Annotated in this window: 19 protein-coding genes; 14 read left to right on the top strand and 5 right to left on the bottom strand. The window is 63.2% G+C overall.

All coding sequences use genetic code 11. The features are described from left to right. The first annotated feature begins 70 nt into the window (after positions 1-70). From MJ205_RS10355 to MJ205_RS10385, 7 genes are all read left to right on the top strand, one after another. The gene (locus tag MJ205_RS10355; protein ID WP_239812364.1) at positions 71-433 is read left to right on the top strand and encodes a hypothetical protein; all 363 of its coding nucleotides are present in this window, start codon (positions 71-73) and stop codon (positions 431-433) included. After that, positions 430-1,884, top strand: coding sequence for a TolC family protein (locus MJ205_RS10360; RefSeq protein ID WP_239812365.1), 1,455 nt, complete (start codon positions 430-432; stop codon positions 1,882-1,884). The genes MJ205_RS10355 and MJ205_RS10360 overlap by 4 nt, the downstream gene beginning before the upstream one ends. A gap of 1 nt (position 1,885) precedes the next feature. Beyond that, complete coding sequence (locus tag MJ205_RS10365) at positions 1,886-3,271, top strand: multicopper oxidase family protein (protein WP_239812366.1); 1,386 nt, start codon at positions 1,886-1,888, stop codon at positions 3,269-3,271. 16 nt (positions 3,272-3,287) lie between these two features. Next, positions 3,288-3,791, top strand: coding sequence for a cupredoxin domain-containing protein (locus tag MJ205_RS10370; RefSeq protein ID WP_239812367.1), 504 nt, complete (start codon positions 3,288-3,290; stop codon positions 3,789-3,791). A 2-nt stretch (positions 3,792-3,793) separates the two neighbouring features. Continuing rightward, the gene (locus MJ205_RS10375; protein WP_239812368.1) at positions 3,794-4,324 is read left to right on the top strand and encodes a DUF411 domain-containing protein; all 531 of its coding nucleotides are present in this window, start codon (positions 3,794-3,796) and stop codon (positions 4,322-4,324) included. Between the two features lie 38 nt (positions 4,325-4,362). Continuing rightward, complete coding sequence (locus tag MJ205_RS10380; RefSeq protein WP_239812369.1) at positions 4,363-4,749, top strand: copper-binding protein; 387 nt, start codon at positions 4,363-4,365, stop codon at positions 4,747-4,749. Positions 4,750-4,818: 69 nt separating this feature from the next. After that, complete coding sequence (locus tag MJ205_RS10385; protein WP_239812370.1) at positions 4,819-6,036, top strand: leucine-rich repeat-containing protein kinase family protein; 1,218 nt, start codon at positions 4,819-4,821, stop codon at positions 6,034-6,036. Positions 6,037-6,073: 37 nt separating this feature from the next. On the opposite strand, the gene MJ205_RS10390 is transcribed toward MJ205_RS10385, so the two are convergent. Then, positions 6,074-6,910, bottom strand: coding sequence for a MetQ/NlpA family ABC transporter substrate-binding protein (locus tag MJ205_RS10390; protein ID WP_239812371.1), 837 nt, complete (start codon positions 6,908-6,910; stop codon positions 6,074-6,076). 256 nt (positions 6,911-7,166) lie between these two features. Further along, positions 7,167-7,334: a hypothetical protein gene (locus MJ205_RS10395; RefSeq protein ID WP_239812372.1), complete on the bottom strand. Its 168-nt coding sequence runs from the start codon at positions 7,332-7,334 to the stop codon at positions 7,167-7,169. Positions 7,335-8,013: 679 nt separating this feature from the next. Between MJ205_RS10395 and MJ205_RS10400 the strand changes: the two genes are divergently transcribed. Genes MJ205_RS10400 through MJ205_RS10425 form a run of 6 tightly spaced genes read left to right on the top strand, consistent with a single transcriptional unit; the run spans position 8,014 to position 13,931 of the window. Beyond that, positions 8,014-8,796 carry an energy-coupling factor ABC transporter ATP-binding protein gene (locus tag MJ205_RS10400; protein ID WP_239812373.1) on the top strand — a complete coding sequence of 261 codons (783 nt, stop codon included), beginning with the start codon at positions 8,014-8,016 and terminating at the stop codon, positions 8,794-8,796. After that, the gene (locus MJ205_RS10405; RefSeq protein ID WP_239812374.1) at positions 8,796-9,389 is read left to right on the top strand and encodes an energy-coupling factor transporter transmembrane component T; all 594 of its coding nucleotides are present in this window, start codon (positions 8,796-8,798) and stop codon (positions 9,387-9,389) included. The genes MJ205_RS10400 and MJ205_RS10405 overlap by 1 nt, the downstream gene beginning before the upstream one ends. Positions 9,390-9,435: 46 nt before the next feature. Then, positions 9,436-10,032 carry a biotin transporter BioY gene (locus MJ205_RS10410; RefSeq protein ID WP_239812375.1) on the top strand — a complete coding sequence of 199 codons (597 nt, stop codon included), beginning with the start codon at positions 9,436-9,438 and terminating at the stop codon, positions 10,030-10,032. Then, complete coding sequence (locus MJ205_RS10415) at positions 10,029-11,525, top strand: AMP-binding protein (RefSeq protein ID WP_239812376.1); 1,497 nt, start codon at positions 10,029-10,031, stop codon at positions 11,523-11,525. The genes MJ205_RS10410 and MJ205_RS10415 overlap by 4 nt, the downstream gene beginning before the upstream one ends. Before the next feature lie 14 nt (positions 11,526-11,539). Continuing rightward, complete coding sequence (locus MJ205_RS10420) at positions 11,540-12,733, top strand: thiolase family protein (RefSeq protein WP_239812377.1); 1,194 nt, start codon at positions 11,540-11,542, stop codon at positions 12,731-12,733. A 4-nt stretch (positions 12,734-12,737) separates the two neighbouring features. Then, complete coding sequence (locus MJ205_RS10425) at positions 12,738-13,931, top strand: AAA family ATPase (protein ID WP_239812378.1); 1,194 nt, start codon at positions 12,738-12,740, stop codon at positions 13,929-13,931. A 14-nt stretch (positions 13,932-13,945) separates the two neighbouring features. Here MJ205_RS10425 and MJ205_RS10430 read toward each other — a convergent pair whose 3' ends face one another. Beyond that, entirely contained in the window at positions 13,946-14,650 is a 705-nt protein-coding gene (locus MJ205_RS10430) for a nitroreductase (protein ID WP_239812379.1), read from the bottom strand. A 136-nt stretch (positions 14,651-14,786) separates the two neighbouring features. Between MJ205_RS10430 and MJ205_RS10435 the strand changes: the two genes are divergently transcribed. Next, positions 14,787-15,911, top strand: coding sequence for an SLC13 family permease (locus MJ205_RS10435; protein WP_239812380.1), 1,125 nt, complete (start codon positions 14,787-14,789; stop codon positions 15,909-15,911). Positions 15,912-16,371: 460 nt separating this feature from the next. Here MJ205_RS10435 and MJ205_RS10440 read toward each other — a convergent pair whose 3' ends face one another. Together MJ205_RS10440 and MJ205_RS10445 are read right to left on the bottom strand one after the other, a co-directional pair. After that, positions 16,372-18,168, bottom strand: coding sequence for a S8 family serine peptidase (locus tag MJ205_RS10440; protein WP_239812381.1), 1,797 nt, complete (start codon positions 18,166-18,168; stop codon positions 16,372-16,374). 586 nt (positions 18,169-18,754) lie between these two features. Beyond that, complete coding sequence (locus MJ205_RS10445) at positions 18,755-18,928, bottom strand: hypothetical protein (protein ID WP_239812382.1); 174 nt, start codon at positions 18,926-18,928, stop codon at positions 18,755-18,757. Positions 18,929-18,973: the final 45 nt, after the last annotated feature.

The raw sequence follows: 18,973 nt of genomic DNA on the forward strand, positions 1-18,973 counted from the left end.
CACCCGAGGTGCGTCCGCATGGCAGCTGCCGTGCAGGCGTCTGCTTTGACCACGCTTTCAGGAGAACCCTATGCGCACTGCGCATGTCTTGCGCTGGCTTGCCGGCGCGGGCGGGCTGGCTGTCACCAGCTGGCTATCTGCCCAAACGGTGGCTCCGGCCCCCGCCGACCCCAACGCGCCCACATCGGCGCTCCAGCACCGGCCGCTCGCCAGCAGCGGCAGCATCGTCAATGCGCCCAGTGATTGGCGCCAGGCCAATGCAGCCGTAGGCGCGTTTGCGCGCGGCCATGCCGATGTTGTCGCCTGGGAAAAATCCCAGGCCACCCCGGGCGCCGCCCAGGCCATACCGGCCGGCTCAACGGCGCTGCCCGGCCATGGCGCGCATGGCGAACACAGCGCCCATGGCCAGCACGGCGAAGGAGGCCCGCGATGAAGCGTCTGAGCCTTCGCCTTTCCACCCTCGCCGCCGCGCTGCTGCTGGCCGGCTGCGCCAGCGTCTCGCCCGATGGGCTGCGCAGCGATGTTGCCCAGCGGCTGCAAGGGCGCCTGCCCGACCAGGCCCAACTGCCCGCCCCCGATGCACAGGGCCAGCAATCGGCGCAGATGCAGATCGACGCCTGGCTGCAGCAACCGGTCGATGCGGACACCGCCGTGCGCATCGCGCTGCTGAACAATCCCGGTCTGCAGGCACAGCTGGCGCAACTGGGCATTGCCGATGCCCAGCGCGTGCAGGCCATCACCCTGCCCAACCCCAGTCTGACCTTGGGCTGGTTTCGCAATGGCCATGAGCGGGAGCTTGAACGCAAGCTGGGCTTTGGCCTGGTCGATCTGCTGACCCTGCCCTGGCGCAGCCGCTGGCAAGGCTGGCAGATGGAGCAGGCCACGTTGGAAGCGGCGCAGCAAACCTTGCTGCTTGCGGCCGACACGCGCCGCGCCTGGCTCAACGCCGTGGCCGCCGAGCAAGCTCTGGCTGCCCATACCCGCATGCACGAGGCAGCCGCACTGGGCGGCGAGCTGGCCCGGCGCATGGCGGCGGTGGGCAATTTCAGCAAACTGGACCAGGCACGCGAGCTGGCCCAGCAGCAGCAAGCCGCTGCGCAACTGGCGCGGGCCGCGCTGGCCGCGCAACAGGCGCGTGAGCAACTGGCCCAGCGCATGGGCCTGTGGGGCCAGCAGCTGGATTTTGTGCTGCCCCAGGCGCTGCCACCATTGCCCAAAGCGGCCAGCGAGCTGCGCAGCGGTGACGATGCCGAGGCCACGGCGCTGCGCGAGCGCCTGGACCTGGGCGCGCTGCGCCGCAACCTGGAGGTCAGCGCCGACCGCCAGGGCTGGGCCACCCTCGGCGCGGTGTTTGGCGATATTGGCGCCACCTACAGCCGCACTACCAGCACCGAGCGGGACAGCGGCCACCAGGACCGCACGCGGGGCTGGGAGCTGGATGTGCCGTTGCCGCTGTTCGACTGGGGGTCAGCGGCCAGCAGCATGGCGCGCCACCAGGTGCAGGCCAATGCGGCGCAGCTGCGTGAAAGCGCCATCCGGGCGCGCAGCGAGGCCCGCAGCAGCTGGCGCGCCTACCGTACTGCCTGGGATCTGGCCCACCAGCAGCAGACCGAAGTGCTGCCCCTGGCCCAGCTGGTGCAGGAAGAAACCATCTACCGCTACAACGGCATGTTTGTCAGCGTCTGGCAGCTGCTGGCCCAGGCCCGCAGCACCACGCAGGCGGTGCTGACGGCGACCGAGGCGCAGCGCGACTTCTGGCTCGCCGAGACCGATCTGCAACTGGCGCTCAGCGGCACATCGCCGCAAGCGGCAGGCGCCAATGCGCGCGCTGCCCGCAACACTGCAGCACCTGCCGCTCCCGCAACCGAACCCCAAGGCCACTGATATGCAACGCCGTCAATTCTTCTCCGGCGCCGCCTCGGCCGTGGCGGCTGCCGCCGTCAGCCCGGTAGCCATGGCTGCCCTGCCCGAGCCCGTCATCCAGACCAGCGCTGATACCGCCGCGCCGCTGGCGCCGCCCAATGGCCGGCCTTATCAGCCGGTGGTCACCCTCAACGGCTGGACGCTGCCCTGGCGCATGAACGCTGGTGTCAAGGAGTTCCACCTGGTGGCCGAGGCCGTGGTGCGCGAGGTGGCACCGGGCTTTTTTGTCAACATGTGGGGCTACAACGGCCAGTCACCCGGCCCCACGATCGAGGTGGTCGAAGGTGACCGGGTGCGCATCTTCGTCACCAACCGCCTGCCCGAAGCCACGACCGTGCACTGGCATGGCCAGCGCCTGCCCAATGGCATGGACGGCGTGGGCGGGCTCAACCAGCCCCACATCCCGCCTGGCAAGACCTTTGTCTATGAGTTCGATGCGCGCCGCCCCGGCACCTTCATGTACCACCCGCATTCGGACGAGATGGTGCAGATGGCCATGGGCATGATGGGCCTGTGGATCACCCACCCCAAGGGCCGCCACCCGCAGATTGCCGATGTGGCGCGCGACTACGCCTTCCTGCTCAGCGCCTATGCGGTGGAGCCCGGCGCGATGACACCCCGCGTGGCCGAGATGACGGACTTCAACATCTGGACCTTCAACAGCCGCGCCTTTCCCGCCATCACGCCACTGGTGGCCGGCCTGGGCGAGCGCGTGCGCATCCGCGTGGGCAACCTCACGATGACCAACCACCCGATCCATATCCATGGCCATGAGTTTGAGGTGACCGGCACCGATGGCGGCCCGGTGCCGCGCAGCGCGCGCTGGCCCGAGGTGACCACCGATGTGGCCGTGGGCCAGATGCGCCAGATCGAGCTGATCGCCGACGAGCCCGGCGACTGGGCCTTTCACTGCCACAAGAGCCACCACACCATGGGTGCGATGGGCCACGATGTGCCAACCATGATCGGCGTGGAGCACCAAGGCCTGGTCGGCAAGATCCAGAAGATCGTGCCCGACTACATGCTGATGGGCGAGCGCGGCATGGGCGATATGGGTGCCATGCAGATGCCGCTGCCCGACAACACCTTCCCGATGATGACCGGCAAGGGCCCCTTCGGCAATATCGAGATGGGCGGCATGTTCACCAGCTTCAAGGTGCGCAAAGGGCTGGCCGCGCAGGACTACCGCGACCCGGGCTGGTATGCGCAGCCTCCAGGCACCGTGGCCTATGAATGGCAAGGCGCGCCGCTGGACGCGCAGGCGCCACGCCAGACCCTGCCCGGCACGGCGCCCGGTGCGCCCAGCGTCCACAAGCCCGCCGCTGGCAGCGGCCATGCCAACCACTGAACCCCGGAGTGACCCTATGAAAACTATTTCACACCTGCTGGCATGCACCCTGCTGGCCAGCGCCAGCAACGCCTTTGCACACGGCAATGAAAGCCACGCCACTGCACCCACAGAGGCAGCATCCCACACCGCACCCCCGGTACAAAAGGACTGGGGCATTGCCGGCGATGCCAGGCAGGCCAGCCGCAGCATCGATCTGAACATGGGTGATGACATGCGCTTCTCGCCCGCGCACTTCAGCGTCAAAAAGGGCGAAACCCTGCGCCTACGCGTCATCAACAAGGGCCAGGTGATGCACGAAGTGGTGCTGGGCACCAAGGCCTCGCTCGCGCAGCACGCGCAAATGATGCTGAAGTACCCCGGCATGGAGCATGCCGAGCCCTACATGGCCCATGTGGCGCCGCAAAAAAGCGAGGACCTGGTCTGGCACTTCAACCGCGCCGGCAGTTTTGACTTTGCCTGCCTGATCCCCGGCCACTACCAGGCGGGGATGACGGGCACCTTCACGGTAACGGAATGACGATGAACCACAGCCAGGAGCCCACGATGCGCAACCCCCATGCCTATAACCGCCGCCGCACCCTGCAGATGCTGGCAGCCGGTCTGGCCACTGCCGCAGCCACCGGCCAAGCCGCGCTGGCGGCCCAGCCAGCACCCACCCCCATCGAAGTCTGGAAAGACCCGAACTGCGGCTGCTGCAAGGACTGGATCGCGCTGATGGAACAAGCCGGCTTTAGCGCCAAGGTCCACGACAGCGGCAACAACGCCGTGCGCGCCCAGCTGGGCCTGCCTGCACGCCTGGGCTCCTGCCACACCGCGCTGGTAGGCGGTTACCTGGTGGAAGGCCATGTACCACCTGCCGATGTGCGCAAGCTGCTGCAGCAAAAGCCCAAGGCGCTGGGCATTGCGGTGCCCGGCATGCCCATCGGCAGCCCCGGCATGGACGGCCCCGCCTACGGCGGCCGCAAAGACCCGTTCGATGTGCTGCTGGTCACCAGGACTGGCGCGGGCAGCGACGTCACCACCCGCGTTTTCAGCGCCTACCGCGACTGAGCGCGCGGATCTTTTTGCATTGACATTTGGAGCATCACATGAACCACACCACCACCACCCTGGCCGCGTTGACCCTGGCTTGCAGCCTGCTGAGCCCGGCTCTGGCCCAGAACCACGCCGACCACGCCAGCCATGGCGGGGCTGCACCGGCTGCGGCCGCAGCACCGGCATCCTCACCCATGGCAGCCACAGCCGCCGATGCGGTGATGACCGCAGGCGAGATCACCCGCGTGGACAAGCGCGGCAGCAAGCTGACCATTCGCCATGCAGAGATCAAGAACCTGGACATGCCGCCGATGACCATGGTGTTCGGGCTCAAGGACGCCACGCAAATAGCGCAGTTCAACGCGGGCGACAAGGTGCGCTTTCATGTGCAGGATGAAGGCGGCAGCCTGACCATCACCCGCATTGAGCGAACCCAGTAATCGCCGCACACCCCAAATCAAGCCAGATCTGGGGCCGGCATGCGCTGCCAGCACCTACACTGTGCAGCCATGCAAAGCCTACAAGCCCTTCAAGAGCAGCTGCACAGCGGTGCGCTGCGCGGAGCCCGCCAGATCACGCTGACTGCGGATCTGCGCGAGTTTCCACGCGAGCTTTTTGCGCTCGCAGACACCCTCGAAATGCTCGACCTCAGCGGCAACCAGCTCTCCAGCCTGCCCGATGACCTGACCCGTTTTAGCCAGTTGCGGGTGCTGTTTGCGTCGAACAACCCGTTCACCGAACTGCCGCGCGTGCTGGGCCGCATGCCCCGGCTGGAGATGGTGGGCTTCAAGGCCTGCCAGATCCGCACGGTGACGGCCGACAGCCTGCCGCCGCAGTTGCGCTGGCTGATCCTGACCGACAACCAGATCACGGAGTTGCCCGATACCCTGGGCGAGCGCCCCCGCCTGCAAAAGCTGATGCTGGCCTGCAACCAGCTGCAGAGCCTGCCAAGCGGCCTGGCCCACAGCCCCCGGCTGGAGCTGCTGCGGCTGGCCGGCAACCGCTTTGCCGCACTGCCGCCCGAAGTGCTGGCCATGCCAGCGCTGGCCTGGCTGGCGATGGCCGGCAACCCGATGACCTTGCACAGTGAGCAGCAGGTGCTGCAGGCCAACGCGGCAGCGGCTTGGCGCGGTGACGATCTACAACGGCAGGAGCTGCTGGGCCAGGGCGCCAGCGGCCACATCTACCGCGCCAGCGCTGTGGATGGTGGGCCCGATGTAGCGCTTAAAGTGTTCAAGGCGGGGCAGACCAGCGACGGCACGCCCCAATCAGAAATGGCGGCGGGTCTGGCAGCGGGACAGCACCCACATTTGCTGACACCGCTGGCGATTTTGCAGGCGGATGTGCATGCCAGCTCACAAGAACTGGCGATGGTATTGCCATTGCTGCCGCCCGGCCTGCAACCGCTGGCGGGCCCCCCCAGCCTGGCCAGCTGCACACGTGATGTCTATGCCGATGGTGCCCGGTTTTCTGCGGCTGCCGCGCAGCGCATGCTGGCGCAAGTGCGCAGCGCCGTCGCGCATCTGCATGGCCACGGCATGTTGCATGGTGACCTGTATGCCCACAATATCTTGTGGAACCCAGCCACCGGCGATGCGGTGCTGAGCGACCTGGGGGCGGCATCGATGCTGGGCGAGCTGCCGGCGGCGCAGCGCCTGCAGCTGCAGCAGATGGAGCTGCGCGCGCTGCAGCATCTGGAAGCCGAGGTGCAGGCGCGGACGCACTGACTGCGCCCGGCGCGCCGGGCGCAACGGGCGCAATGCTTTACTTCAGGAAAGCAGGCTTGGCGTAGCCGGCGAACTGGCTGTCCACCACGGCCTTGAACTCAGGCGAGCGGTAGGCGGCAGCCAGGTCCTGGGCCCAAGCGCTCTTTTCGTTGCCGGTCTTGACGGCGACCACGTTCAGGTACTGGTCGGGCGTATTCTCCAGCACCACGGCCTCACTCAGCTTCAGGCCCGAGGAGACGGCAAAGTTGCCGTTGACGACCACGTAATCGGCGTCTTCCAGCACACGCGGCAATTGGGCCGCATCCAGCGCCAAAAACTTGAGCTTGTGCGGGTTCGCGGCCAGGTCCAGCTCAGAGATACGGGCAGGGTTCACACCCTCCTTCACCTTGACCAGGCCTGCCTGCTGCAGCACCAGCAGTGCACGCGCCAGGTTGCTCGGGTCATTGGGCAAGGCCACCTTGGCACCGTTCTGGATATCGGCCAGAGTCTTGTGCTTTTTGCTGTACACGCCCATCGGTGCCACCGGGCCTTGCACGATGGCCGTCAGCGCCAGTTTGCGGTCGGTGGTGAACTGGTCAAAGTAGGCGCGGTGCTGGAAGAAGTTTGCGTCCAGCGAGCCATCGGACAGCGCTAGGTTGGGCTGCACATAGTCGTTGAACTCGATGAGCTTGATCTGGTAGCCCTTTTTCTCCAGCTGCGGCAGGATGCCTTTTTGCAGCAGGTCGTAGTTGGAGCCGGCGGTAGCGCCAATCTTCAGGCTCTTCTTGGCCGCATCCTGGGCCATGGCAGGCAGAGACACAGCAGCGATCAGAGCAAGGGCAGCGCCAGCCATCACGGCACGGCGCCCAGCGGCGAAGGAAAAACGAGCGGACATCAGAAACTCCGAGCAATCAGAAAACAGCTGCTGACCCGACAAAACATTTCAACGTTTTCTCGGTACCGCAGCAAAGCAGCGAGTATGAACCTGCATACTACCTTTCACTCAGAAATTATCGAAATCAGCTCATTCCAAACGCATATATAGAGCTAATGTCTCAGAAGCATCCAGCAAAAAGCCGCCTGTCGCGAAAACAGGCGGCTCGTCATGAAACGGCCGGTGCCATCAGGCATCGACCGGAGCGCTTAAGAATTCAGGGGCGGTCCCAGACCTGGATCATGCCTTGCAGCATATGCGCCAGAGAGTCTGCGGCCGCCGCCGTGGTGACGGGCCAGATCGTCAACATGAATGCCAGCAATACGGCCAGCACCAAGGCAATAAAAGAGGCTGCATCTAACCAATGGCTGTGGTGGTGAAACATGGTGAACCTCCTTTCCACCGAGACGGGTACTGCTGAACAGAGGCCTCTGCCACCCCGACATGAGATGGGAACTGTGGAATGTCTCTATTGCACCATGGGGATTCCCCGGTGTCTGTCAGAAAAGTTCTGTGCTTGTACAGCGATTTCTTGAACACGGCGCCTCGGAAACGGGCTGATAACCCCACAAGCAGCTTGGCACTTTTTGGGAGTCGATCTGCGCTTCAGAAGGCAGATCTACACAAGCCCTTAGTCCATCTCATCCGGTGCTATCTTTTTTGATATCAGGCGTCTGCCTGTCGGCATGCGTGGTGGTCGCCAGAGCCAGCATGTTGCCGCATGGTTAGGCGAACTTGCCGACATCTGTGCCTCAACATCTGGCAACCACGTGCAAAACACGGTCCCAAACCACGGCAGCGGTCACCGGCTGCGCCCCTCTGCCCCCCTGCACCGGGCCTGCGCTTGGTGCGACAATACGGCACCGCTCTGCAGGACGCCCGCAAGCCGCGTCCGTATGGGCTTTGCTACCCGTGACAGGCAGACCTGCCCACCCGCCGCGCGGCCACCACCGGCACAGGCGATGGGGTACTAAACCTGCCACCCTATCGCCCCTTGCGAAGGCGAGCACGTGTATTTTTTGAAACCAGCGGCAGCGGCTTGCGCCCTGCCTTGCAATGCTGACATGACACCCTCCTTGGCCCACACCGTTTCCGTGGCAGACATCCGCCTGAGCGATGTGCACCTCAAGCGCGGTGCACAGACGGTGTTTCAGGGCCTCAACCTGCAGGTGACCGAGCGGCGCATCGGGCTGATCGGTGACAACGGTGCTGGCAAGACCAGCCTGTTCCGGCTGCTGTGCGGGCTGGAGCATGCCTACCAGGGCAGCGTGCAGGTCGCAGGATGCGATGTGCAACGCCAGCGCGAGCAACTGCCCGGCGTTGTCGGCCTGATGTTCCAGAACCCCGATGACCAGATCATCTTCCCGACCGTGGAGGAGGAGCTGGGCCTGAGCCTGCAATACCGGGGCGTATCCCGCAAGGCAGCCATCGTGCAGGCACGGGATTTTTTGGCGGCGCGGGGCCTGGCAGACTGGGCGCCGCGCGCCGTCAGTGGCCTGAGCCAGGGCCAGCGCCAGCAGGTTTGTTTTTTGGCCATGCTGATGGCGGCTCCGCAGGTGATGCTGCTCGACGAGCCTTTTGCCAGCCTGGATCTGCCTGGCCAGGCACGCCTGTCGCGTGAGCTGGATGCTGCACCCGCCCAGGTCATCATCTCCACCCATGTGCTGGACCATGTGCGCCACTTTGAGCGCGTGCTGTGGCTGGACCATGGCCAAGTGCGTGGCGATGGCCCGGGGGCCGATGTTTGCGCGGCTTATGAGGCCGACGTGCAGGCACGCATGGGCCAGCCCCTGGATGCAGCAGCGGCAACAGCAGACGCTGCCCACAACCGACCAGGGGCGCAGTGATGGGCACCCTCTACAGCGACATCCCCAGCTGGATGCACCGGCTGCCTGCCGGGCTCAAGCTCCTGCTGCTGGCCTTGAGCAGTATCGCCCTGTTGGCGCTCAGTGATCTGCGCCTGCAAGCGCTGGCCTTTGCGGCGATTGTCTTGTTGTACGCCAGCCTGGGCGCAGCCTCCCGCCCCACGCGCCGGCTGGTAGTGGTGGCCGTTATGGCGTCTGCGCTGGTAGGCGGCCTGCATGCGGCGACCGGCCAGCCCTGGCTGGGCCTGGCCAGCGGCCTGCGCCTGGTCAGCACGACGATGCTGGGCGCGATGCTGACGGCGACCACCCGTTTTGGCGATCTGCTGGGTGTGGCCGAATGGCTGCTGTCGCCGCTCGCCCGCCTGGGCGTGCCGGTGGAGCGCCTGGCCTTGCAACTGGGGCTGATGCTGCGCTTTGCCGAGCAGTTTTTTGTGCAGTGGCAGCGCCTGGCCGATGCCTACCGGGTGCGCACCGGCCGCGCAGGCGGCTGGCGTTTGCTGGCACCTCTCACCATTCATATGCTCATCACCGCCCGCAAGGTGGCCGATGCGCTGGCCATTCGTCTCAAGCTCTAGCAGCGCTGCGCCCTCATCCCCTTTTTTGAAAGACACGGACATGCCTATGACCTCCGAGCACCGCCCCGAAACCCGCGCTCAGCGCATAGCCCTGGTGGCGCTGTTTGCCGCGCTGATGGCCGCTTTTGGCCTGATTCCCAAAATCGATCTGCCGTTGGGCGTGCCGATTACCGCGCAGACGATGGGCGTGATGCTGGCCGGCTGCATGCTGGGAGCCGCGATGGGCTTCCAGGCCCTTTTGCTGTTTCTCGCGGCGGTCGCGCTGGGCCTGCCGTTGCTGTCGGGCGGCCGGGGTGGCATGGGCGTGTTTTTCCTGCCTTCCGCAGGCTATCTCCTCTCCTACCCGCTGGCCGCTGCGGTTGCCGGGCTGGTCATGCGCAGCTTGGCCGGCACCGGCCCGTCATCGCCCATGCGGCTGGCCACTTGTGCCTTTGTGGCCTCGGTGCTGGGCGGAATCGTGGTCGTCCATGTGTTTGGGGTGCTGGGCCTGATGCTGCTGGCCAAGCTGAGCTTTGTGCAGGCGGCATTAGGCACCCTGGTGTTTGTGCCGGGGGATCTGGTCAAGTGCGTGCTGGTGGCACTGATGGTGCACACGGTGGCGCGCGGCCTGCCCGACTGGCGCTTTGGCGGGCGCCGCCTGTGAGCGGCTCGCAAGCGCCATCGGCCCCGCTGGCCGGCTGGCAACGCCTGGTGCATGGCCCGCTGGCCCATTGGGCCCAGCAGCGGCCCGATGCCATTGCCATCGATGACGGCCAGCAACGCATCCGCTTTGCTCATCTGCATGCCGCCGTGCAGCAACACGCCCAGGCCCTGGAGGCCCAGAATGCCCCCCACACCCGCTTGCTGGATGCCAGCCAGCCGCCGGCAGCGCTGATCACCGATTTTTTGGCCACCAATGCCAGCGGCCGCTGCGCGGCGCTGGGCGACAGGGCCTGGTCACCCGCACAGCAAGCGCAGGCGCAGCAATGGATTGATGCGCTGGCCGCCACGCCACGCAGCGATGATCATGGCGATGCCGCACTGCAACCTTTCTACATTGGCTTTACCTCGGGCAGCACGGGCCTGCCCAAGGGCTTCAGGCGCCACCACCAGTCCTGGAGCGAGAGCTTTCGCGTCTGCGTGGACAGCTTTGGCCAGGCCGCGAACAGCTGCGTGATGGCGCCAGGCAGCCTGTCGCATTCGCTGTTTTTGTTTGGTGCGGTGCAAGGCATCTGGACGGGTGGCGGCACGCAGCTGCAACCGCGCTTTTCTGCCAGCCAGTGCCTGGCCACGTTGCGCCAGCAGGCGACGCCCTGCCTCGTCGCCGTGCCCAGCCAGTTGCTTGTGATGCTGCAGCTGGCCGAGCGCCGCGCGCTGGCGCCGATCACCTCGCTGGCGCTGCTGATGATCAGCGGTGCGCGCTGGATGCGCCAGCACACGCCGGCGCTGCAGGCGCTGTTCCCGAACGCCCGGATTGTGGAGTTCTATGGCGCTTCCGAGGCGAGCTTTATCGCCTGGATGGACGCCCACGCGGACACCGCACCGCAAGTGGTGGGCCGGCCCTTCAGCAATGTGCAGTTGCAGATCCGCGATGCCAGGCTGCAGCCGCTGCCCCACGGCGAGGTGGGCACCATCTGGCTGCGCAGCCCCATGCTGTTTACCGACTATGTGGGCGCGCAGGCGGATGCGACGGCTGCACTGCGCGATGGCGAATGGCTCAGCGTACGCGACATGGGCAGCCTCGATGCGCAAGGCATGCTGACCCTGGTGGGGCGCGAGAAGCGCATGATCGTCACCCAGGGAAAGAACCTGTTCCCCGAAGAGGTGGAGGCGGTGCTCTGCGAGCACCCGCGCGTGGCTGCGGCATCGGTGCATGGCGTCGACGATGCGCTGCGCGGCAAGCAGGTCTGGGTGGCGCTGCAATTGCGTGACGATACTCCCACATTGCCTGCGCAGGCGCCATTGCAGCCGCTGGCCGATGCCGCGCTGGCCCGCGAGCTGGCCGAGTGGTGCCGCAGCCGGCTGGAAGCACACAAGTGCCCACGCCGCTGGTTCAGCGCCGCGCCCTGGCCCCAGACGGCCAGCGGCAAGACGGACCACCCCAGGCTCGCACAATGGCTGGCAGCAGCACTGCCCAGTGCCGACAAAACCGCTTGATCGCGCGCGCTACCATGCCCAACCCACCCGTCTTTATCGCCAGCCATGCGCGCAGCGCCGTGGTGCCGGTGGGCGGCGCGTTCAAGCATCTGCACACGCATGAGATTGCCGCGCCTGTGCTGCAAGGCCTGCTGCAACGCGCCGGGCTGACGGCAGATGCTGTGGATGCCGTCGTGCTGGGCAACGCCTTGGGTGCTGGTGGCAACCCGGCACGCATGCTGGCGCTGGCGGGCCAGCTGCCGCTGCACTGCGCCGCCTACTCGGTCGATACACAGTGCTGCGCCGGGCTCGACGCCATCGCGCTGGGCGCCAGCCTGGTCGCCAGCGGCCAGGCCGAGGTGGTGGTGGCCGGCGGTGCTGAGGCCTGGAGCCGTGCCCCCATCCGCGCGGCCCGCCCCTTGCAAGCCGGGGACAGCGCCGTGCCGTATGAGCGCCCGCCGTTTGCCCCTCCACCGCATGAGGACCCGGATCTGCTGCTGGCCGCCGCCCGCTATGCCGCCAGTGCGGGTTACAGCCGCGCCGTACAAGACGGCTATGCGGCCGCCAGCCATGCACGTGCGCTGGCAAGCGCTGCGGTGATGGCGCAAGAGATCATTCCCGTGGCGGGTGTCGTGCAAGACCCCTTTCCGCGCGCCTTGAGCCAGCGCCAGCTGGACCGCATGCCGGTGGTAGCGCAGACCGATGCCAGCCTTGCCGATGAGGCGCGCCGCGCGCATGCCGTCAGCACGGTCGCCATCTCCCCCAAGGCCGACGCAGCGGCGCTGGTGCTGCTGGTCAGCGAAGCGGCCTGCCGCCGCTGGCGCGTGCAGCCCAGCGCGCAATGGCTGGGCCACCGGTCGCAGGGCGGCTCCCCTGCGATGCCCTTGGTGCTGGCTTTTGACGCTGCGCAGGCCTTGCTGCAGCGCCAGGGAGTGTCCTGGCCGCAGCTGGCTGCCATCGAGTTGCATGACGCCTTTGCGGTACAAGGCCTGCAATGGCAGGCGCTGCTGCAAGACCAGGATGCGGATGCCAGCCTCCTGAACCGCCATGGCAGCGGCATTGCACGCGGCCACCCGATTGGGGCATCGGCCGCTGTCGCGTTGGTCCGCGTATTGGCTGATTTGCAGGCAACGGCGGGCACATCTGCCGCCCTCGGGCTTGCTGCCGCCGCCGGTGCCGGTGGCCTGGGCAGCGCGGCCCTGGTGCGCCAGGCGCCGCTGCTATATTGACCGGATGCTCAGCACCTTAGCCATTGCCAACTACCGCTCCTTGCGCCAACTGCTGGTGCCCCTGGGGCAGATTACCGTCATCACCGGGCCCAACGGCAGCGGCAAAAGCAGCGTCTACAAGGCCCTGCGCCTGCTGGCCGATATCGCCCATGGCGGCGTGGTGCGCTCGCTGGTGCGCGAGGGCGGGCTGGCGTCGACACTGTGGGCCGGGCCGGAAGAAATCACCGCACGCATGCGCCGTGGCGACGTACCGGTGCAAGGCACGGTGCGGCGCAAACCGGTGCAGCTGCAGTTGGGTTTCGCGTCGGATGAAGACGGCTTCGGCTACGCGATCGATATTGGCATGCCCACGCCCTCGACGATTCTCAAAGCATTTGCACATGACCCGGAGATCAAGCACGAAGCGCTCTGGGCTGGGCCGCTGTGGCGCCCGAGCGCCACCTTGGTGGAACGCCAGGCCGCACAACTGCGGTTGCGCGGAGGTGGCCGCAGTGCAGCGAGCTGGTTGCCGGTGGAGCGCCCTGTCCCGCGCTGGGCCAGCATGCTGACCGAGTTTGTCGATCCGGTTGCCGCGCCGGAGATGCTGACGGTGCGCGAGCAACTGCGCTCCTGGCGTTTTTACGACCATTTCCGCAGCGATGTGGATGCCCCTGCCCGCCAGCCGCAGCTGGGCACCTACACGCCGGTGCTCAGCAACGATGGCGCGGACTTGGCCGCCGCATGGGAAACCATCACCGCCATTGGCGACCATGAGGCGCTGATGGCGGCCGTGGACGATGCCTTTGCCGGCGCCAAGATCTCCGTGCACCAGGATGGCAGCCGCCTGGCGCTGCTGATGCACCAGCCCGGCCTGCTGCGCCCGCTGCAAACCAATGAGCTGTCGGACGGCACCTTGCGCTATCTGCTATGGATTGCCGCGCTGCTGACGCCGCGCCCGCCACAGATGCTGGTACTCAACGAGCCGGAAACCAGCCTGCACCCCGATCTGCTGCCCGCGCTGGGCCGCCTGGTCGCCCTGGCTGCGCGCCAGACCCAGGTGATCGTCGTCACACACGCCAACCGCCTGCTGGCCGCGCTGGAAGATGCCGCCGCCGAGCTGGACTACCAGGCCATCCATTTGGAAAAGAACCTGGGCGAGACCCATATCGCCAATATCCCGGCCAGCGAGCTACCGCGCTGGCAATGGCATGAGCGCTAGCCAGACGCTCGGCCTCAGTCCAGCCGTTGGAAGTACGCGTCGAGCTCGGCACGGGCCGTCAATGTCCGGTTCACTGCGGCAGCGGTATCCTCGTAGCCCAGCGCCATGCCGCAGACCACGGTTTGCGTGGCGGGTAGCGCCAGCGCATCGCGGATCAGGCCCGGGTAGGAGGCCATGGCCCCAATGGCACAGGTCGCCAAGCCGCGTGACTGGGCCGCCAGCATCAGGCCGTAGATGGCCATGCCCAGATCCATATAGCCGCCCGGCCCAAAGCCGCTGTCGATGGTGATGATGAGGGCCACCGGTGCATCAAAAAAGCGAAAGTTGCGCCCGAACTGCGCGCCCCGCCCCGCTGCATCGCCCCGCTCCACCCCCAGCGCACCATACAAAGCCTGGGCGGCTGCGACCTGGCGCTTGCGCAGCGACAGCGGCAGTGGGTTGGGGAAATAACCGTAATCCTCCGCCTCTTGGGCGCCCGCCTCATAGGCCTGCTGCAGACGGCTGGTGAGCTGTTCGCGCCGCGCGCCGCACACCTGCCAGAAGTAGCCAGGCTGCAAATTGGCGCCACTGGGCGCGCGCCGCGCTTCCTGCAGGCAATCGCGCAGCAACGCATCGGCCACCGGCTGCGAGGTAAAACCGCGCACCGAACGGCGCAGCTGTGCGCTGTGGGGTGATGCTGATGCGGTTCGGATAAGAGATGGAGACAGGGGCTTGTTCATGGCAGTGGCCGCCATTGTAGTGAATGGGCTCCTGAATTTGCCATCCAGCCGCGTTGAGGCGCGCAGGCAGCACCGACTTGCAGCACAATCCATCCACTTCTCCGCCGTGCCGGAGTGTTTTTCCTCGGCGACCGCTATGACGACCTCCTCTCCCTCTTCTGACTCGCCGCAAGACGCCCCCAGCGGCAATATGCTGCTCTGGATTTTGTTGGCGCTGGCGATAGGTTTCGCCGCCTGGCAGCCGCGCAGCCCGCAGGCGACCATGGCGCTGGTCGATTGGCAGACCATTGGCGCGTTGGCGGGCCTGTTGGCGATCACCCAGGCCGTCGAGCGCAGCGGCATGCTGCAAGCCACCGCGCAGCGGCTGCTGACACGGGTATCGACCTTGCGCGGCCTGGCGCTGCTGCTCACCGCAACGGCTGCCCTGCTCTCGGCCTTGGTGACCAACGATGTCAGCCTCTTCCTGCTGGTGCCGCTGACGGCGGTGCTGGCCGCCCAGGCCCATTTGCCATTGGCGCGGCTGGTGGTGCTGCAGGCCTTGGCGGTGAATGCCGGCTCCGCCCTCACCCCCATCGGCAACCCGCAAAACCTCTACCTCTGGCACCGCTCTGGCGAGAGCTTTCTGGGCTTTATGGCGATGATGGGCCCGACCGTGGCCATCATGCTGGCCTGGGTCTTTGTGGCAGTGTGGTGGCTGGTGCCACGCACGGCCATCACCCTCAAGCCAGCGGCAGCACCCACCGCTGTGCAGCCCCGTTTGCTGACCATGGCGGTGCTGCTGTTTGTGGTCTTTGTCATCGCGCTGGAGCGCCACTGGACCCTGGCCGGCCTGGGCCTGGTGTTTGGCGTGTTTGCACTGGCAGCACCGCGGGTGCTGCGCGGCGTGGACTGGGCCTTGCTGGCCACCATTGCGCTGATGTTTGTGGTGCTGCGCCAGGTAGCAGAGTTGCCCGCCATGCAAACGCTGCTGCTGCAGTGGCCGATTGCCGAGGGCTGGCGCGCCTACCTGGCCGCCATTGTGGCCTCACAAGTCATCAGCAATGTGCCGGCCACCATCTTGCTGGACGGCACCGTACGCGACCTGCCCGCCCTGGCCGCTGGCGTGAGCGTCGGCGGCTTTGGCTGCGTGCTGGGCTCGCTGGCCAACCTAATCGCGCTGCGCCTGGCCCGGCTGCCCAATGGTTTGTGGGAGTTTCATCGCATCAGCATTCCGTTTTTGCTGGTGTGCGCGGCCTCGGCGGCGTTGTTGCGCTTGGGGTGATAAAGCGTTTAACCTTTATACCGAGTCATTCAGAAAGCGTCGCAATTCGCGATTGCTGGGCTTTCGCCTTTGCGGAGCTCATGCGGCCGCCTGCGGGTTTGGTGACGCGAAGACCTGTCTCAACTTCGCAAGCCTTTAGGACAGTAAAGTGCGTAAATCTCTTGCTCCGTTCTATCGGAATAACGAGCTGCTTTGTTGACCAAACGACCGGCCCGAACATGCGGCTTTCTGGGCCCTTGCTGAGTTAACTCGTCTAGCTTCTTGATGCCCTTATCGAGAACTGAGGTCTCTATCGAGATTCCGACTGCTGATACATCGGTGATATGGCGTACCGAATAAAAAAGGCCCACAAATATGCGTGAGCACATGCAAAAGGCCCGCCGAAGCGAGCCTCGAGACAATGAATAAGAATTAAAGAATCACAGAATTGCTCGTCAGATTCCACGTTTCCATCGACATGTTATGGCGAACCGTAGATTTCGACTTCATACAAGGCGAACCATGACACTTGGTTATTAACCTCAAATCTTATCGAGTTCGTCCGCACATGATTAGTAAAAGCCATAAAAATTGGAGTGTTATCATACTGATTAACAATCGTTTGATTGCCAATTAAGTTATTGTTAGCATCATAAGCTACAATAGTTATCGGAGCCACCTCCTTAGGACCAGCTGAGGTCCCGAGTGAAATCCTTACCCCCCTTACTATTGGCGAACCACTCGCCATATTAACCCGCATACTACCCACTTTAGCCATAAAATTATAGGCCTGACCATCAAAATACTTCCCATTCCGCAAATATGGAATATCTCCTGGAGATGCAATATTCTCCACCTTTGAAAGCGGCAAATGATGCATGAGGATCGAGTTTGTTCCTATTTTGGCGAGAGGCCCAGCCAGACCGGAAACAACGTTCTGATAGATGTAATCTTCTCGGGTTATGGGTCGAATTTGAGAACCTCCGGCTCTCGAGGCAATGGCGCCCACAATGGGAGAAGCATAAGAGGTGCCAGAAGAAACACGCGTACCGCCGGTATAATAGTCAAGTGAAGTTATTTGATATCCAGGGGCCCAAGCCTCAACGCACGACCCATAATTAGAACCCTTAACCCCCGAGAGTGCTGGGTTATATTGGGGATCTACAGGCGTTGGATTTGTACCGCCATCTGCCGTTAACATCCGAGATCCATTTTGTTTAACTGCCCCCACAACCATAACTCCATCGTAGGCCTGCGGATTATTATAGGAATATTGACAGGCATTTGCTTCGTAATTCCCTGCAGACTCTGTCACAAACAGGCGATTGCTTGCATACCTAATACCAAGACCCACATCATCGTTCGCCCCGAAGGAATTTACCTCCGCGTCTCCGTCGTAGTTAGAAGACAAATTCAGCGTGGAAAAGATATTTTCAGCCTCGGCGTCTCTCGCAGCCCTTTCTAAGGCCTCCCTTATATTTGGGCCATCACCCATAACAGAGCGATAATATTTAATAGGCTGACCCGGATTCACCCCTCGGATGTTAAGATTATTATCCTTCGCCCCCACAATGCCGGCAATATGGCCGAAATGATAGTTATATTGTATTCCCTCACCGGTGCAGCCGGCACAGGGGTGACCATGAATAATTAAATTTAGGTCAAGATTAATATTAGGATGCATTTGGGGGTTGGTATAATATGTTTCATACCCCTCCACCAAATACATTGGATTTGTAGCAGTTCCCGACTGAGCATTAACAAAATCTACCAGCCACGGTTTAACCTGAGACCCAACAACAACATCACCAGAAACTTTTGAGTAAATTTGCTTGGGAGTAAATTCTTTTTTATGCAACTCTTTGATGTAAGTAACTCTTTCATCCGACGACAAGCTATTAGCCTGAGCCTCATTTAGAAAAGCATTAACAACAGCGCGATATTCACTTTTATGTTCAACACCGACGATCTTATAGTCAGAAATTAACTCAGATACTGCGATGTCGTAGATCTCAGGCACCAACAATCCGTCAAAATCAATTGTGCGATCCTTCGACAGAGGGTTGGCATCCGAAATATGGCGTACAAAAAAGGGATTTAACTCTACTTGATGCAACTTGAGATTTTTATTTTCACCTCTTGATACAATATTAGTGTAGTATATCGGATTATCAGCTTTTTCGATTGAAATTGGAGTAAACCCCTCTGGCTTATAAAGCCCGGCGTAGGTCAAAGATGTCAAAGTTAATGCAGCGAATGCAATAGCCGTTTTTTTCAATTTATCTCTCCAAGAAGATAGTAATGATTGCTGAGAATAATAAACAGCCCATCCTTTTTACCGCCGAATACTTACGTGAAATTTACGTCAGCGACGTACTTTGTAGTTATGTGTAAGTCTGCAAATATTTACTATGCTTTTCATAGCTTAAATTACTCTGACTTGGGACGAATACAAAAACAGGTTGGGTGATTGTTTACTTTATGGAGCAAATTCGCGGGGGTTCGTGGGTGCGCAGCGTCGATGAACATAAGATACTGATAAGTTCGTTCCAAACCTCACCAGTGGCCTTCCGACCGATTAGTAGGCAGCCGATTAGTAGACAGTCACCTCTCTGCACTCCGAGCGGCGCCCCACTCGTCGCTGTGAAGATCGATCGTGTGCCCATCACCAGCGCGATATCCAGCGCCGCCTCATTGTTGGCCAGACTTCGACGATCTCGGAGTGTGGGCAGTCTTCTAGCTCAAGCTCTGCTGCTTGAGCCTCAGCGTTCGTGGCAGGAGGCTCAAGCGGTGATCGGGCTATCCGCTTGAGTTTCCCAGTTGGGGAGTGAGTAGGGCTGCCTGGTACTTGCCTAGCACTTTTGTCAGCGAGCCCTTCCAGCTCGACCAGGCTGTCCACATTGAATCCATCCTTTCAGATTCCAGCCGGTCACGAGGTCGGCCGCTTGGCGCATGCCGTTCTTCACCAGATCTTCGAAAGAGAATTCAACTTTCTCCGCAGGGTGCTCGATCATCAGCATTCCTACGATGTGCGTCATGAATCGGCGCCCTCCCGCTCCTTTTCAGAGTCTATGCTGTGAACG

The organism is Comamonas sp. B21-038 (genome assembly GCF_022387135.1).
Taxonomy (GTDB): domain Bacteria; phylum Pseudomonadota; class Gammaproteobacteria; order Burkholderiales; family Burkholderiaceae_C; genus Comamonas; species Comamonas sediminis.

What these genes read in the sequence shown, in the direction of transcription:
- MJ205_RS10355 (WP_239812364.1), top strand. Translation starts at nt 71, where the DNA reads ATGCGCACTGCGCATGTCTTGCGCTGGCTTGCCGGCGCGGGCGGGCTG.
- MJ205_RS10360 (WP_239812365.1), top strand. Translation starts at nt 430, where the DNA reads ATGAAGCGTCTGAGCCTTCGCCTTTCCACCCTCGCCGCCGCGCTGCTG.
- MJ205_RS10365 (WP_239812366.1), top strand. Translation starts at nt 1,886, where the DNA reads ATGCAACGCCGTCAATTCTTCTCCGGCGCCGCCTCGGCCGTGGCGGCT.
- MJ205_RS10370 (WP_239812367.1), top strand. Translation starts at nt 3,288, where the DNA reads ATGAAAACTATTTCACACCTGCTGGCATGCACCCTGCTGGCCAGCGCC.
- MJ205_RS10375 (WP_239812368.1), top strand. Translation starts at nt 3,794, where the DNA reads ATGAACCACAGCCAGGAGCCCACGATGCGCAACCCCCATGCCTATAAC.
- MJ205_RS10380 (WP_239812369.1), top strand. Translation starts at nt 4,363, where the DNA reads ATGAACCACACCACCACCACCCTGGCCGCGTTGACCCTGGCTTGCAGC.
- MJ205_RS10385 (WP_239812370.1), top strand. Translation starts at nt 4,819, where the DNA reads ATGCAAAGCCTACAAGCCCTTCAAGAGCAGCTGCACAGCGGTGCGCTG.
- MJ205_RS10390 (WP_239812371.1), bottom strand. Translation starts at nt 6,910, where the DNA reads ATGTCCGCTCGTTTTTCCTTCGCCGCTGGGCGCCGTGCCGTGATGGCT.
- MJ205_RS10395 (WP_239812372.1), bottom strand. Translation starts at nt 7,334, where the DNA reads ATGTTTCACCACCACAGCCATTGGTTAGATGCAGCCTCTTTTATTGCC.
- MJ205_RS10400 (WP_239812373.1), top strand. Translation starts at nt 8,014, where the DNA reads ATGACACCCTCCTTGGCCCACACCGTTTCCGTGGCAGACATCCGCCTG.
- MJ205_RS10405 (WP_239812374.1), top strand. Translation starts at nt 8,796, where the DNA reads ATGGGCACCCTCTACAGCGACATCCCCAGCTGGATGCACCGGCTGCCT.
- MJ205_RS10410 (WP_239812375.1), top strand. Translation starts at nt 9,436, where the DNA reads ATGACCTCCGAGCACCGCCCCGAAACCCGCGCTCAGCGCATAGCCCTG.
- MJ205_RS10420 (WP_239812377.1), top strand. Translation starts at nt 11,540, where the DNA reads ATGCCCAACCCACCCGTCTTTATCGCCAGCCATGCGCGCAGCGCCGTG.
- MJ205_RS10425 (WP_239812378.1), top strand. Translation starts at nt 12,738, where the DNA reads ATGCTCAGCACCTTAGCCATTGCCAACTACCGCTCCTTGCGCCAACTG.
- MJ205_RS10430 (WP_239812379.1), bottom strand. Translation starts at nt 14,650, where the DNA reads ATGAACAAGCCCCTGTCTCCATCTCTTATCCGAACCGCATCAGCATCA.
- MJ205_RS10435 (WP_239812380.1), top strand. Translation starts at nt 14,787, where the DNA reads ATGACGACCTCCTCTCCCTCTTCTGACTCGCCGCAAGACGCCCCCAGC.
- MJ205_RS10445 (WP_239812382.1), bottom strand. Translation starts at nt 18,928, where the DNA reads ATGACGCACATCGTAGGAATGCTGATGATCGAGCACCCTGCGGAGAAA.